Annotated in this window: 11 protein-coding genes, 1 tRNA gene and 2 pseudogenes; 11 read left to right on the top strand and 3 right to left on the bottom strand. The window is 68.2% G+C overall.

Features of this window, described 5'->3' with window-relative positions:
- Positions 1 to 6 precede the first annotated feature (6 nt).
- On the bottom strand, positions 7 to 300 hold the full coding sequence (locus ACN28I_RS04620) for a hypothetical protein (protein ID WP_420940929.1): 294 nt from the start codon (positions 298 to 300) through the stop codon (positions 7 to 9).
- A gap of 322 nt (positions 301 to 622) precedes the next feature.
- Between ACN28I_RS04620 and ACN28I_RS04615 the strand changes: the two genes are divergently transcribed.
- The 11 genes and pseudogenes from ACN28I_RS04615 (at position 623) to ACN28I_RS04565 (ending at position 13861) form a co-directional block, all read left to right on the top strand.
- A complete protein-coding gene (locus ACN28I_RS04615) occupies positions 623 to 1663 on the top strand; it encodes a hypothetical protein (RefSeq protein ID WP_420940928.1) in 1041 nt (346 codons plus the stop codon).
- On the top strand, positions 1660 to 2700 hold the full coding sequence (locus ACN28I_RS04610) for an SNF2-related protein (RefSeq protein WP_420940927.1): 1041 nt from the start codon (positions 1660 to 1662) through the stop codon (positions 2698 to 2700). Before ACN28I_RS04615 ends, ACN28I_RS04610 begins: the two co-directional genes overlap by 4 nt.
- Positions 2645 to 4600 carry a helicase-related protein gene (locus tag ACN28I_RS04605; RefSeq protein ID WP_420940926.1) on the top strand — a complete coding sequence of 652 codons (1956 nt, stop codon included), beginning with the start codon at positions 2645 to 2647 and terminating at the stop codon, positions 4598 to 4600. The genes ACN28I_RS04610 and ACN28I_RS04605 overlap by 56 nt, the downstream gene beginning before the upstream one ends.
- A 48-nt stretch (positions 4601 to 4648) precedes the next feature.
- A complete protein-coding gene (locus ACN28I_RS04600; RefSeq protein ID WP_420940925.1) occupies positions 4649 to 4876 on the top strand; it encodes a hypothetical protein in 228 nt (75 codons plus the stop codon).
- Between the two features lie 523 nt (positions 4877 to 5399).
- Positions 5400 to 7253: pseudogene (locus ACN28I_RS04595) on the top strand (AAA domain-containing protein); the annotation flags it as partial.
- Positions 7254 to 7323: 70 nt separating this feature from the next.
- On the top strand, positions 7324 to 7524 hold the full coding sequence (locus tag ACN28I_RS04590; protein ID WP_420940924.1) for a hypothetical protein: 201 nt from the start codon (positions 7324 to 7326) through the stop codon (positions 7522 to 7524).
- Positions 7517 to 10852, top strand: coding sequence for an SUMF1/EgtB/PvdO family nonheme iron enzyme (locus ACN28I_RS04585; RefSeq protein ID WP_420940923.1), 3336 nt, complete (start codon positions 7517 to 7519; stop codon positions 10850 to 10852). The genes ACN28I_RS04590 and ACN28I_RS04585 overlap by 8 nt, the downstream gene beginning before the upstream one ends.
- Positions 10853 to 10888: 36 nt before the next feature.
- Positions 10889 to 11413, top strand: coding sequence for an ATP-binding protein (locus tag ACN28I_RS04580; protein ID WP_420940922.1), 525 nt, complete (start codon positions 10889 to 10891; stop codon positions 11411 to 11413).
- On the top strand, positions 11413 to 12180 hold the full coding sequence (locus tag ACN28I_RS04575; RefSeq protein WP_420940921.1) for a haloacid dehalogenase-like hydrolase: 768 nt from the start codon (positions 11413 to 11415) through the stop codon (positions 12178 to 12180). Before ACN28I_RS04580 ends, ACN28I_RS04575 begins: the two co-directional genes overlap by 1 nt.
- Positions 12171 to 12800, top strand: a complete 630-nt coding sequence (locus ACN28I_RS04570; protein WP_420940920.1) for a uracil phosphoribosyltransferase — start codon at positions 12171 to 12173, stop codon at positions 12798 to 12800. The genes ACN28I_RS04575 and ACN28I_RS04570 overlap by 10 nt, the downstream gene beginning before the upstream one ends.
- Positions 12797 to 13861, top strand: a complete 1065-nt coding sequence (locus ACN28I_RS04565) for a radical SAM protein (RefSeq protein ID WP_420940919.1) — start codon at positions 12797 to 12799, stop codon at positions 13859 to 13861. Before ACN28I_RS04570 ends, ACN28I_RS04565 begins: the two co-directional genes overlap by 4 nt.
- 77 nt (positions 13862 to 13938) lie before the next feature.
- Here ACN28I_RS04565 and ACN28I_RS04560 read toward each other — a convergent pair.
- Together ACN28I_RS04560 and ACN28I_RS04555 are read right to left on the bottom strand one after the other, a co-directional pair.
- A tRNA-Pro gene (locus ACN28I_RS04560) sits at positions 13939 to 14015 on the bottom strand.
- A 191-nt stretch (positions 14016 to 14206) separates the two neighbouring features.
- Positions 14207 to 14545 (bottom strand): annotated as a pseudogene (locus ACN28I_RS04555) (integration host factor subunit alpha); the annotation flags it as partial.
- Positions 14546 to 14649 lie beyond the last annotated feature (104 nt).

Genomic DNA, 14649 nt, shown 5'->3' with positions numbered 1-14649 from the left:
CTCCAGCTAGTCCGCGAGGAGCTGTCGCGGCGGCTGCGTGCCGGAGGTGCAACCCCTTCGGCCGCGCCCGCCTTCCGGTTCCTCCATACCGAGGAGGGCGGTCTGCTGGAGCAGTTCCTCGCGCTGCTGCCTCCCACGGCCGTCCCCGAGCGGGTCGGCATTCTCGCCCCCTTCCTGGAGCGGGACGATGCCCGGGCCCAGGACGATGACGTCACCTCCGTGCTGCTGCGGCTCGCCCAGTTGCGCAAGAGTGCGCCAGCCTTCGACCTCGGCGTCCTCTGGGAGAACCCACCCGTTCACCCCGACTCCTCCCGGCACGTCGCCCTGGCCGAGGGACTCGAACGGCTCTGGGCCTTCAAGCCCGAGGCCATGTCCGCCTCGCTGACCTACCTGACGCCCACCGAGCTGCACGGCGAACCGGCTTCGCTACCTCGACGCCCACGGCACGCCGCGGCAGATGGCGAGGGCAGACGCGGAGCGGTACGTGGAAGAGGGCCGGCTCTGGGAGGCTCCGCCGCCGTGCGCCTTCGCGCCCCCACATCTTGTCGAGCAGGTGCGCGCCACGAGCGGGGACTTCCAACTCTGGCTGCACCCATCACGGAGGGTGGAGGAGGACCGTGCCGTGACCCGGCCGCTCCATGCCAAGCTCTTCCTGATCACCACGAGACGGGGAAGCCGGCAGGAGACCTTCATCCTGATGGGCTCACCGAACGCCTCGCGCCGGGCCCTGCTGGCGGAGCCCGGCGAGGGAGGCAACGTCGAGGCGGCCATCGCCTTCATGCTGGAGGGGGAACTCTCGCTCGCGGAGTTCGTGCCCGAGCTGGTGGCCTGCACCCTCGAGCAGGTCGCGATGGCGGACCGGGACTTCCCGGCCGCACCGCGCAATCTCGCGCTCCTCGTCCAATCCGCCGTGCACGATGCCGCGGAGCGCACCCTTTGCGTCACCTGGGCGGAAGGAGCGCCCCCTCCCGAGGCGGAGTGGACCTTGCTCTACAGGGATCAGCCCCTCGTCTCCGGAGGGCCCCTCCCCTCCACGCCGTCGCTGTTTCAGGACTTCACCCTCTCCCCGGCGAGTTGCGAGCTCGTCCTGCGCTCGGGAGGTGCGGACTTCACCATCCCCATCACCGTCCTCGACCTCGCGGCACTGCCCGCCGACACGGCGCTGAGCGGGTTGAATCTCGAGGAGCTGCTCGCCCTGCTCGGTCGGCGCATCGGCCGCGAGCGGCTCGCGACCATTCGGACCCAGCGTGGACTGGAAGGCGCGAACGAGGTGCTCGCCGCGCTCTTTGGCGAGGGGTTCGGTCCGGTGGATGTCTTCCGGGCGTGGTGGGGCCTGGAGAACGATTTGAACGAGGCACAGCTGTCCGTGAACGCGTTCCGTGCACGATTGGAGGGAGCCCTGGGCGCCCGGGCTGTCTGGAACGCGCTCCAGGGCGCGGCGGGAACCACTCTCGCGCGGGAGGAGGCTTGGTTCTACGGGGCCGAGCTGGCACGAACCCTCCGTGGCCTGGACGTCGGCTCGACACGTGACGGTGACGAGAAGCAGCAACTCCTCGGTCAATTCCTGCGCACCCTGGCCACGCAGCTCGAGCCCCTGGCCCCCTCGGCCCGGGAGGCGCCCTGGCTTGCCCGCGTGGTCCGTTTCTATGGAGGTGGGCGATGAGGACACGTGAGTGGCTTCGAAGCTTCCTGCAACTTGGCGCGCGGGGGGACCTCGACAGCGTCCCCAGCGCGGACGTGCTCCGCCAGGAGGACACCGTTCTTCAGGCGCTCGACATCCTGGACGAGGAGCCGGGCGTGGTGCTCGCCGACGAGGTCGGCATGGGCAAGACGTATGAGGCCCTGGGTGTCATCGCGGCCTTCCGGAATCGCCAGCCCCAGAACCGCATCGTCGTCGTCACCCCGGGGCACGATCTCAACCAGAAGTGGAAGAACGACTTCATCCGCTTCAGCGACCGCAAGACGACCCTCTTCGACTTCGGAGACGAGGTCTACGCAGCCGAGGATCTCGCGGGGTTCGTTCGCGAAGCCCGGAATCACCACATCCTGCTCGTCCCCATCAACATCTTCCACAGCACACGCAACAGCTACGATCAGGCCTACCTGATCTCGCTCTACTTCCGCTGGCGCGAGGAGCAGGGCGAGCGGGTGCACGGCAACACCATCAACGCGGCCCTCAGCCGCTTCCGAGGCAACAAGCTCGAGCGGGTGGATGTCGAACAGGCACTCTTCCTGGACCACATCCCGTTCGACAAACTGCGGCCCCACCTGAACGAGGCCTTCCGCAAGGGGCGCAGGGCCGACGAGCACCACGGGCTCGACGACCTCTTCCGCGGCGTTGATGAGGATCAGGCCCGCGGCTATCAGGCCTTCGAGAACGAGGAAGGCGTCCGGCGCGCGCTGGACCTGGCGCGCTTCCGGTTGGTCCGCGCACTGCTCCCGGAGTTCTCGCTGCTCGTCGTGGACGAAGCGCACAAGCTCAAGAACGCCCAGTCCCTGCGCTCGCAGGCCATCGACACCGTCTTCTGGCGCAAGTACGCCAAGACCCTCTTTCTCACGGCGACTCCGTTCCAGCTGAGCGTCGAGGAGCTCCGCCAGGTCTTCGCCACCTTCTCCAACGCCAAGGGAGCTTCCCGCGGACGTCATGGAGAAGGCGGACGGCTTCTTCATGGAGATTCGGGAGTACCAGCAGGCCTATGAGCGGCTGCAGAAGGCCTGGTCATCGCTCGACGTGGCGAGCGCGCAGGAGTTCAACGAGCTCTACGCGCGCAACCCGAAGCTGGATGAGCCCCTCGAGGATGCCGCCCTCCAGACGGTCGTCGATCACCTCCGGGAGGTCCGGAACCTCAAGCACACGAAGATCGAACCCGGCTTCCGCCGCTGGATGATCCGCTCGTTGAAGGAGCAGAAACGCGTCTATCGCAAGCACTCGCGCCACCAGCTCCAGCCCAGTGGGCAGCAGGCGCTGCCGTTCCTCATCTACGAGCGGCTCATCGCCGAGCTCTTCCGCCGCCATCAGGGAACGCACAAGGCCGCGGTGCAGATCAACATGGTGTCCTCGTATGGCGCCGCGCGGAATGGAGAGCTGCTCGACTCCGAGGTGCGTGACTTCCCGGAGGAGGCGGAAGCCTACCGGCGCCTGCTGCGAGGCATCCTCCAGGACCTGGACCCCGAGGCCGCCCAGCATCCCAAAGTGGATTTCGTGCTGCGGGACGCGCTCGCCGCCGCGGAACGGAATGAGAAGACCCTCATCTTCTGTGCCCGGACAGCCACGCTCGCCGAGCTGGCGCGCCGGCTGACGGCCCTCTGGGAGGAGCGCATGCTGGAGAAGTGGCGGCGCGTCTACCCGGAGGCGGCACGTGAGGACATCTTCGACACCACGCACGACGACAAGCGGATGCGGGCACGGCACTCGCTCCTCCAGAACCGGTTCCGGCGCCCGCAGGATGTTCTCTCGCTCGCGCTGAGGGAGCGGTACCTGGGCTCGCTCCTCCCCATCGCCTCCTTCGCCCTGGAGCGGTTGGGAGAGGTCGTCTCACGCGCCAACGAGAAGCTGCTCCAGGTCAAGGTGGGGCGCACGAGCGCCACGGACCGCGACTACCGGCTGCTCAAGCGCTGTGTGGAGCAGGCCGCGGCGGAACTCTGGCGGAACGAGCATCCCGGGGACGTGACCTACCGGGAAGCCGTGAAGGCCCTGTGTGACCCGCGCTTCCTCTCCTTTGGTCTGGACCTGGCCCCCGACGACCTGGAGAACGATGACACGGGCACCTTCGCTCCCAAGTGGCGCATCACCGAGCAGAGCGCCCGGCTCGCCATCCCCAACGGGCCCACCTTGTGGACCGAGCTCTCGCCCTTCCTCGAACAGCTCCCCTTCCCGCTGCGCGTAGGCATCGTCGAGCGGCTGGCGAGCTACCTGACCTACAAGGATGTTCCCTTCCTGACGGACGTGGTCCTCGCGGCCCGCGACTCCGGCATGGATCCGAACGACCTGGAGTCCCAGGTGCTGCTCCCCTTCGTCGATGGTTTCTGGACGAGCGCGTTGGGAGAACCCTGGCTCACCCGGCTTCGGTCCTTCCTCGACTACTTCATCAAACGCAACGAGCAGCAGAAGCAGGACATTCTCGACGGGCCCCTGAAGACAGGGCAGCTCGTCCGGGAGACGCGGGATGGAGAGAGCCGCGAGCGCCTGCGAGAGGCCTTCAACACGCCGCTCTACCCCATGGTGCTGGTGGCCAACGAGGTCATGCAGGAGGGGCTCGATCTTCACAAGAACTGCCGCCGCGTCGTCCACCACGATCTGGCGTGGAACCCCGCCCAGCTCGAGCAACGGGTCGGGCGCGTGGACCGCATCGGCTCGCTGACGCTCGAGATGCGGAAGAGTGATCCCACCGCGGAGCTGCACGTCCTCTACCCCCTCATCCAGAACACCATTGATGTGCGGCTGTTCCGAACCGTGAAGGAGCGGGAGAAGTGGTTGGAGTTCCTCCTGGGCGCTCCCCCCAATTTCTCCGAGTACGCGGAAGCCCATGAGGAGGCGCCGGACCTCCCGCCAGCACTGGCGCAATCGCTCGCCATCAACCTGCAGCCTCCCCGGCGCTGAGCCCCCGCTCCTCGTTTGGGCTAGGATGTGGCCCACGGGGAGGGAACCATGAGCCGAGGCAGTGACGGGCGAGAGACACGCGCGGGCCAGAACCGGCAGGACGACCGCGAGAGGCCAGGCACTCGGAGCTCGCGCACGTCGGTGCGCATGACGGTCGAGCGGGCGCGGGCCATCCAGTCCCACGCCGACCGCACGGGCACGCAACAGGACTTCAAGGCACGAGCGCAGTCCGCCGCCGCTCGCAATGCCCAGGACTCCGCCGAAGATGGCGAATAGTGCGGAGCCCACGTGCGCCGACTGACCCCGCCGCCGTCCTGGGAACGCCAGGGCACCACCCTCCACTGCCCTCTCGAGCCTCCATCCGGACCACCGGACGTTGTTCGAGGACTACCTGGGCCACCGCCTCCGGCTGCTGCGGGCCCGGCCCACCGGCCTGCTCCACGCCAGCGAGGTCCACTACGAAGGTGGCCACCTCCACCTCCGGTTCGCGAATGAGGCGGAACTCGCCCGGGCCACAGCCTCGCCCGGGGCCCCGCCGCGCTCGTTCCGGCACTGGCGCAACGAGGAGTTGATCCCCGCGCTCCTGGCGCTGCTCCACTGCCATGGGGAGCAGATCGCGGGATTCGCCCCCTTCGTCCCGGTTTCGGGGCGCTGGGTGCCTCCTGTGTCGTGGTTCCTCCCCCGCCCTCCCGGCGCGCTCTCCCAGGAGGAGCTCCACCGGGATCTCCTTCATGCCCGGGAGTGGGTGCTCGCCCAGGGCCGGCAGGCACCACGTCCGAGGGATTGGGATGGGCGGCTCATGGATTCACTCCTCGCCGCCCTGGAGTCCGGGGATGGGACCACGGTCGAGCAACTCATCCGCGCGGAGCAACAGGAGGCGCTGCGCCACTCACGGCAGTCCCCAGACGCGCCCTCCTTCCTCCACCTGCTCACCGAGTCCGAGCACCTGGAACGGCTCGCCCAGGTGTACCGCTACCGCCTGCTCCAGCGCGACGAGGCGGACCGGCTGGGGCTCGACACCCGCGGGCAGCTCATCCTGGAGGTGGAGCCCCGCTGGAAGGACCCCCACTTTCCGTCCCTCACGCGGCCCTCGCCCCAGGAGCTCTGGGACTCGTTGCTCGACGAGTCCCGGACGACGCCGCTGCTGGCCGTTTCCCAACGGCTCCCCAACCCGCTCCTCCACCACCGACAGGAGACGGAGGCCATTGTCCGCTGGATCGGCGTCCACGAGGACCATCCCCTCGTGTACGTCCGCCCGGACGGAGTGAGACTGCCGCGCACGGGCTACGTCCATCCGCATCAGCCCGGGGATCTCGCGCTGATGGGGCGCAAACGCTTCTTCACCACCTTCGCCGGCAAGCACCCACTGCTGGCGCCCCACCTCACGCCTTCGGCGCGGCCGGTGCCCTTCACGGACAACCCGCAGCCACGAGAATCCCTCGAGGACGCCATCCTCGCCAGGCGGGGCGTCTTCACCGTCCAGGGACCTCCCGGCACCGGAAAGACCTATCTTGCCACCCAGGTGGTCCGGAGATTCCTGGCGGCCACACCGGCGGGCCGCGTCCTCATCTGCGCCAAGGAGCACTTCGCTCTCGACCACATCCTCCGGAAGATCACCGAAAGCCTGAACCAGGACGGCACGCCCTACCGCGCCTTCCGCTCCGTCTCGTTGGCGCGGCGGAGGCGGGGACGAAGCGAGCTGGATGTCACCTTCCTGGGCACCACCGTCGCACGCGAACTCGCGGAACGGCCGTGGGCACCCGAGTCCTCCGGATGGACCCGCTTCCAGGCGTCCACGCTCGATCAGCACGACCAGCGGCTTCTCTCCCTCGCCGAAAAGGCCTCCAACCTTTATTTCTGCACCACGATGGATGCGGCCTTGATCGACTTCGCCGGTCAGGCCTCGTTCGACCTGGTGATCGTCGAAGAAGCCGGTAAGTGTTATCCCTCCGAGTTGCTCCACACGCTGTGCCTGGGGCGGACGGTGCTGATGATTGGCGACCAGCGGCAGCTCCCTCCGTACCAGGAGCGCCGGACGCGTGAGGCCATCACGGAGTGGCAGACCACGCTGGAGCAGGCGAGGCGCCAACCCGAACACCGTGAACAGCTACAGGCGCGCCTGGGCGAGACGTTCCTGGAGCTGGAGGCACTCGCACGGGAGCACGGTCCACTCTCCCCGGAAGAGACGGGGTGGCTGCGCCCCTTCGAATACCTGTTCGATCGGCTCGGCGCACGGCACCGCCTGGAGGAGCAGTTCCGCATGGAGGCTCCCCTCTCGCGGCTGGTGGGGCGGGTGTTCTACGGACGTCCCTTCATCCACCGCAAGCCCGCCAGCAACCCCCTCGAGGGCGTCATCCCCCGGAAGCTCGACGTACCGCTGCTCTGGCTCGAAACGCCGCACATGACCCGGCGGCCGGAGGCGACGGAGGATCCCGAGAAGCGGGGCGTCCGCAACAACATCTATGAGCGCGACGTCATCATCCGCTACCTGCGCTGCCTCCATCCCGCCCGGAGGGTGGATCTCGTCATCCTGACGCCGTACAACGACCAGAAGCGGCTGCTGCTCGACTCGCAAGAGTTGCGCCTGGCGTGCCGGGCCCTCACGGACTCCCCCTTCGAGCAGGTGGTGCGAACCACGGACGAGTACCAGGGGCGGGAGGCGGAGCTGCACGGTCCTGTCGCTCGTGCGCAACAACAGCCTCGGTGCGCGGGCCTGGGGATTCATGACGGAGCCCGAGCGGCTCAATGTCATGTTCTCCCGCACGCGCTTCCGGCAGGTCGTCGTGGGCTGCCCGGATCACATCGTCCGCCACGCGGCCGAAGCGCCCTGGCTCGACAAGGTGTGGAAGGCCTACCAGGAGGAAGCCGCCGACGAACGGTGCGCGCGGATCCTCTCTCCCGAGGAGTTGCCTGACCATGGGTAATCGCTCCTCTGGAGCCGCCCCCCGGGGCGTGCGCCGCACCTTCGTCCTGCTGCCCGGCTACTTCGTCTCGGCCAGCATCAGCATTCCCCGTGCCCACCCCCACGCGCTCTGGCTGCTGGCTTGGCTGGAGCGGCTCATCCAGGGCGCCTCGCTCGCGCAGCTCGAGCAGAGCCCTCCGTGGCCGGTTCCTCCGGATGCCCTCCTCGCGCGCCAGCTCACCCGCGAGATCATCGATCTGCGCTGGGCAGTCCCCGAGTGGAGCACCGGCGGAGTCCTCGTCGACCCCACCCTCACCGCCCGCTACCACGCCGAGGGGAAGGAAGGCCTCGCCCGCGAGCTGTTCGATGCCCAGGTCATCCCAGGCGAGTGGTGGATGGCAGGAGTCGGAGGCGTCCTGCTGTCGCGGATGACGGCCACGCGGTTCGACTGGGACTACAAGAAGCAAGCGGACCACCGGCTGGAGGCGGCCGATGCCCCTCAGGCACTGCTGGACTCGGGAGAGCACGATCTCGCCGACCTCGTGCGCAAGCTCGGCGCGGTGGGCCTGGACGGGCCGGCGAAGGGCCGGGCCTTCCTCGGCAGCCCCCTTCGTATCGGCGGCCGCAAGGACATCCTCTTCCCCGTCTACGGCGACGCGGAGCGAATCCTTCCGGATGAGCTCGCCGAGCTGGAGCCCGCCCTGCTCCAGTACGCCCCCCAGCTCTTCGGGCAACGGTCCGCCCCACGTGCCCGGCTGGTCCAGGTGCCTCGCAGCCCCGTCGAGCGGTTCGTGGCCGAACTGGAGCGCCTCCCGTTGGAGACCGCCGCGCTCGGCCCGCTCCAGCTCGTCAAGGACCGGGTGGATCACCTGGGTGAGCTGCTCCGCGGCCCGGAGGAGGAGTGGCTGCGCTGGTTCACCAGGGGGCAGCGGGTGCGGCCCGTGGCCGGACCCACGGACCGCCACTTCGACGCCCTGGCGGAGCTGTGCCGCGGCCTGGCACGGCCCCCCGCGTCGAACGCCCAAAGCGGCCCCTGGGTGCTGCTCACCAGCGCCTTCCTCAACCCGGACAACCTCCTGGAGGGCGAGGGCCTGGCGGCGGCGCTCGCGGAAGCCCCGCCCTCCACGCGCATCCTGCTCGTCTACGGCCATGCCAGTGACGCGCTCCCCCAGGAGCAACAACGCGACCTCGAGGCCTATCAGCAACGCCTCCGCAGACTGAACGCGGACCTGGCCGGGCGCTGCATCCTCGTCGCGGCGAAGCGCCGCTCCCATGAGAAGGTCCTCCTGACGAGCAACGGGGACTGGCTGCTTGGGAGCTGGAACCCGGCCAGCAGCCGCCCGGGCTCCGTCGTGTTCGAATGCAGCCTCACGGGGCGCGACCGGACCTTCACGCTCGAGTTGCTGGAGCGGCTCGAGGACAACCTCGAAGGGGATGCCGCCCTCCAGGCGGTGACCTCGCTTCGTGAGGCGCTGGGGGTTGATGGAACGGAAGAACCCACCCTCCGCGAGACCGCCCGGCGCCATTTCGAGCGTCTGACGCGTGCGGTGGGGCTGCTCACGCGCGCGTTGGAGTCCGGGAGTCCGCCCTCCCTTCCGGGATGGACGCTCGCGCTGCGGGCGGTGCGAGCGGCCCTGCACCCATTCCTCGTGCGGACCCGGCTCGAGCTCGCCGATGCCCACCAGACCCGCGATGCATTCGTCGCCCAGGCGCAGTCGGCGCGCCGCGATCTGCTTCTCGCCTCGGACCGCCTCGCGGACAGCGCGCTGGATGGCGCCATCCTCCGGGACCTGCGCGGACGTGAGCGGGGCCAGCAGCGGCTCGTGCGCGTGGTGTGGGGCCGGGAATGGGCTGCACGCCGGCCCACGGACAAGCAGACGCGGGATCAGCTCCAGCGAGCGCGCGCCGCGGTGGAGGAGGCCCGGAACATCCTCGGGCCCCAGCTCCTCACCAGCCAGGGGCCGATGGAGAACCACGCCAAGCTCCTCCTGGTGGATGGGTGCCGCGGGCTCATCACCTCGGAGAACCTGCTCTCCTACGGTGGCGAGAAGGGACGCTACGAGTCACGCGAGCTGGGCGTGTCCTTCTGGTGCCCCCCCGTGGTCAGGCACCTTCTCGGACGCTTCCTCTGGCAGTGGCCGCACGTCTTCCTGCCCGAGGACGGTCAAACCGCGGCCCAGCCCCATGCCTGGATTGCCGGAGCACTCGAGGCCTGGCATGCCTGGGACTCGATCCGTGCGGAGCTGGACTTCGTTCCCGATACGTCGAAGTACCTCGGGGCACTGCTTCGCGACGAGCTCGCCGAGCAGGCCCGGACCGGCACCGAGGGAGAGAAGCGCCAGCGGAGCTTCCAGCACCTGGAGCACCGCGTTGGAGGTGATCCCCTTCCGTGGCTCCGCCAGGAGGGTGAGCGGCTCGGATTGCTCGTTCCCTCCGACGAGGAGCTCTGGCGTCCCTACGATGCCCCCACCGACGAAGGGCTCCTCGATCGGCTGCTGGAGAAAGCCAGGCAGGCCATGCCGGCGAAGCCCGCCTCCCCTCCGGAAACCATCTCCCGCCCGGCCAGCCCGCCGCCCGGGAGCGAGCCGGCTTCTCCCACGCTCCGCCGGGTCACCACCTCCACCCATCCGCTCGTGGAGCGGGCGCTCGCGGGCATGGTGCGCGTGAAGGCCGGGGCCTTCCAGATGGGCGATGACCGGGTTCCCCGCGAGCGGCCCCGGCATCGGGTCGTGCTGACACGGGACTTCCTCCTCGGCCGCACCCCCGTGACCCAGAGCTTGTGGCAAGCCGTCATGGGAAGCCTGCCGCACCTGAACAACAAGGAGCGCCATCCGGAGTTCCCCATCATCCATGTGGACTTCCATGACATCCAACGCTTCCTGAAGCAGTTGAACGCGCTTCCCGGGAGCGGCGGCTTCGACCTGCCCACCGAGGCGCAATGGGAGTACGCCTGCCGTGCCGGCTCGACGGGCGACTACTGCTTCGGGGATGACACGCGGCTGCTGAACGACCATGCCTGGAGCAAACAGAACGCTGGCGGTCAGTTGCATCGCGTGGGCCTGCTGAAGCCCAACGCCTGGGGGCTGCACGACATGCACGGGCTCGTCTACGAGTCGGTTCGTGATGATCTCCGCACCTTCCAGCGCGGTGAGGCGGTGGATCCGTTGGGCCGTCTGGATACGGACAACATCGGCGCACGGGGTGGAGCCTGGGGGCGCTTCCCGTTCCGGCGGGAAAACCGCGCGGATGAACATTTTCGATGCGCCAGCCGTCAGTACCACTCCAAGAGCGAGAAGACCCACCGCGTCTCGTTCCGGCTCATGCGAGCGGTGTCGTCCGAAGAGAGGTGAAACCAATGTCCCAATCACTCCGACGCATCTGTTCTGGTGGGAGTCCGGGGAGTAGGAAAGACCACGCTCATCCGCTCCGTCCTGCCGGAGCTCCCCAGGGTGGATTACGTCGTGGGCTCGGCCATCCTGCGGGAGCTGGCCGGCAGCGCCTTCGCGCAATTCGACAGCCTTCCCGCCGAGGTGAAGCAGCGCTACCGGGAGGACGCCATCCTCTGGATGCAGACGCGCCAGGAGCGCATGGGAGGCCACATCCTCTGCGATGGGCACACCACCCTCCTGAATTCTTCCCTGGGCCAGGTGGAGCAGGTCTTCACCGAGCTGGACTGCAGCTTCTTCCGCGAGATCATCCTGTTGGAAGCCCCGGCCGAGATCATCCTGCAGCGCCGCCGCGATGACCCATCCAAGCGCCGCAATCTGGACCTCGAGTTGCTCCGCGCGGAGCTCGCGGGTGAGCGGGAGGCCTGCTACCGCATCGCCAAGGCCCATGGTATGCAATTGCATGAGTTGCCCACGGGGGATGACACAACCATTGCCCAACGCCTGAAGGAGCTGTTGACGTGATGCCCATGCTCCCTCAGGACGAGGCCTCCAATTTCGAGCGGCTCGACGCCGCCATGATGCCGCTGGTGGAGGCGGCGCGTGGCCGTCCGGTCGTCCTGTCCGATGGTGACCGGACCCTCTCGCCCATCGACACCAGCCGGTTGTTCCTCGAGCGGGCGGGGATGGATTCACAGCACATCCAGGAGCGCTTCAAGCGTGAGGGTTACTGCTTCAGCGCCTTCCGCTACCACGCCGAGGCCCACCTGCGGCTGGATCCCCTCACCTTCGAGCGCGTGAGCGCGGCCGTGGCGGAAGAGGCCCCCCTGCACCCCGGGGCGGCGGACTTCCTGCACCGTGCGGCCGAGGAGGCTGCCGTCTTCGTCATCTCGGCGGGCATCCCTCGCATCTGGCGAGGACTCCTCGACCGGGAGGGCTTGAAACACATTGGCGTGATTGGCGGCATTGATCCCCGGCTGCCCTTCGTGTTCGGCCGTTGGGAGAAGGGGCACGTCTGCCGGCTCTTCCGGAGCGCCGCGACGGAAGTGATGGCGCTCGGGGACTCGGACGTGGACACGGAAATGATGCTGGAGGCGGACCATGCGGTGGTCGTCCTGAACCATCGGATGAGCGCCGACCTGCTGCCCCACCTCGCCGGTCACCGCTCCCTCCACCACATCGCTCCGGGCGGCCAGCTGGCCCCGGAGATTCCACGGCTCACCTTCGAGTCCGCCCACCGGTTGGTCTGCCGCGGGCCCGCCAGCGCCGCGGGAGGAGCAACATGCCCCTGAAACACTATACGGAGCGCAACCTGGTGCGCCTGCTCGCGACCCGCTCGCGGCGCACCGACATCACGCCCTGGGAGCTGACCCAGTCCCATGTCGAGCTGGGCAGTTTCCTGGCCGGCGAGCTCGTGGAGTTGTTGGACCTCGAGCCCTGCGAGATCCAGCACCCCCAAGGCATCCGGCAGGGGTGGCGGGTGGCCCGGGAGGAGGAGCTCATCCTCCTGCCGTTGCTGCGCGCCGGGCTCTACACCGCGGACGGGGTGCGCGAGGTGCTTCGCCAAGCCGCAGTCGTGCACATCTCCCCCAAGCGGGAGATCGGTCTGTCCGAGGCGGAGCTGGGCCAGCTTCCCTCCATCGAGGGCCGCACCTTCATCCTCATCGACTCCGTGGTGAATACGGGCGCCTCGCTCGAACCCGTGCTGCGGCAGCTCCGGGAGCGCGGTGCGGGCCGACTCATCGTCGTGGCCCTCGTGGGCCCGGCGACGACGGCGAAGCGGCTGGAGACCACCTTCCCGGAGGTGCACTTCTTCTTCGCCCGCATCTCCGAGAACCAGTACACGGGCGTGGGCGCCACGGATACCGGCAACCGCCTCTTCGGCACCCTCCCCACGAGGAGCAGGGAATGAGCGACGCCATCGAACGGGTCTGTCTGTCCGTCAACTCCGTCTGCAATCTCAAGTGCAGCTATTGCTACTTCTTCGCCAAGCCGGACGCGCTCCCAGGGCCCGCTTCGCTGACGACGGATGAGATCGGCACCATCCTGGAGAACATCCACCGCTACAGCCTCCGGCCCGAGGTGGACAAGCGGATCAAGGTCAACTTCGTGGGGAGCGGGGAACCCCTGTTGTCCTGGACGGCCATCCGCACGGCGGTGGAGCACCTGCACGCCACGAGGCTGGGCCACCGTCTGCGCTTCTACATGGTCACCAACGGGGTGCTGCTGACCGCCAAGATCATCGAGGAGATGAAGGCGATAGGCCTCAGCCCCAGCGTGTCGCTGGACGGTCCGGCGAGCCTGCATGACAGCGATCGGGTGCGGCACAACGGGCGGGGCTCTCATGCCGACGTCATGCGCGGCATCTCGCGCCTGCGCGAGGCGGGCATGCCCGTAGCCATCAACACCACGCTGGGCCGCAAGGTCGTCGATCACCTCGACGAGTACTTCCAGTTCATCGCCGAGCAGGGCTTCGAGAAGGTCATCTTCGATCGCCTGGTGGACGTGCCGGACGACGTCGCCGTGTCCTACCCCGAGTTCTACCGGGCCCTGCGCCGGATCGCCGAGATGAAGGAGGCGTACGGGCTGGACCGCCTCGAGATTGGCAACCTGGAGGCCTACCGCCGCGCGCTCTCGGGCAAGCCGGACAAGGTCTGCACCATGTTCGGCAGCACCTGCGGCGCGGGGTTCAACAACATCATCTACATGCAGCGGGACGTGTACCCCTGCGGGCGGATGTTCGGCCAGGAGCGCTGGAAGCTGGGCCGTTTCGACGAGCCGCTGGAGCGCTTCCCGGAACGGATGAGCGCGATCGTGGGGCAGCAGGGGTGCGGGACTTGCGCCAGCCAGCAGAGCGCGGCGGGCCCCGACTGCCTCATCGAGCGGGAGCGGCCGGACTACACCAGCGAGCCGCGAGAGTCGTTCATCGCGTGGTTCGCCCAGCGAGCGAAGGTGCCGGGAAACCCGGCGTAGGGCCGGGGGCTGGGGGTCGCCGGAAAAAACAAAGGCCCTGGAGCCCACCTTGCGGTGAAACTCCAGGGCCTTCATTTTGGTCGGGGCGACTGGATTTGAACCAGCGACCACTTGCACCCCAAGCAAGTGCGCTACCAGGCTGCGCTACGCCCCGTTACGTCGTCCCGCCGACGGCGTCGGCGAGATGGGCTGCCTTATGCCGCTACCCGTCTCACAGGTCAAGTACGAGATCGCGGGCCCTTCAAAAACTCACTCGGCCTTGGCCTTCATTCCGCCGGCGGAGGCCTTGTACTCCTCGACCTCCTCCAGCTCCTCGTCCAGATCCTCGGGATCCAGGCCAGCGGCCTCGGCCGCGTCGGCGGCGGCGTCCTCGGCGGCATCCAGCTCCGAGTGGTTCTCCGGAATCTGCTCGCCGTTGAGGGCGGCCTTCAGGACCGCGCTCGGCCGGAAGGTCAGCACGCGGCGGGCCGAGATCTCGATCTCCCTGCCCGTCTGCGGGTTACGGCCCACGCGCGCCTTCTTCTGGCGCACCTGGAAGTTGCCGAATCCCGAGATCTTGATCTTGTCCCCGCGCTCGAGCGTTTCCTTGAAGGTGTCGAACACGAGCTCGACGATCTCCGCCGACTCCTTCTTGGAGAAGCCGACCTTCTCGTAGACCCCTTCGATGATGTCCGCCTTGGTCATGCGAGTACCTTCGCGCCCCTCTCTGCGGTGAACCCGGCGGACTGTGACAGCCTTCCCTGATAGCTGTCAACCCACCGGTTTCACTCAGGTTTTCCCGCGTCCCC

It is taken from the genome of Archangium gephyra, assembly GCF_049060025.1.
Lineage (GTDB): Bacteria > Myxococcota > Myxococcia > Myxococcales > Myxococcaceae > Archangium > Archangium gephyra_A.
This window is presented reverse-complemented; position numbering and strand designations above follow the sequence as displayed.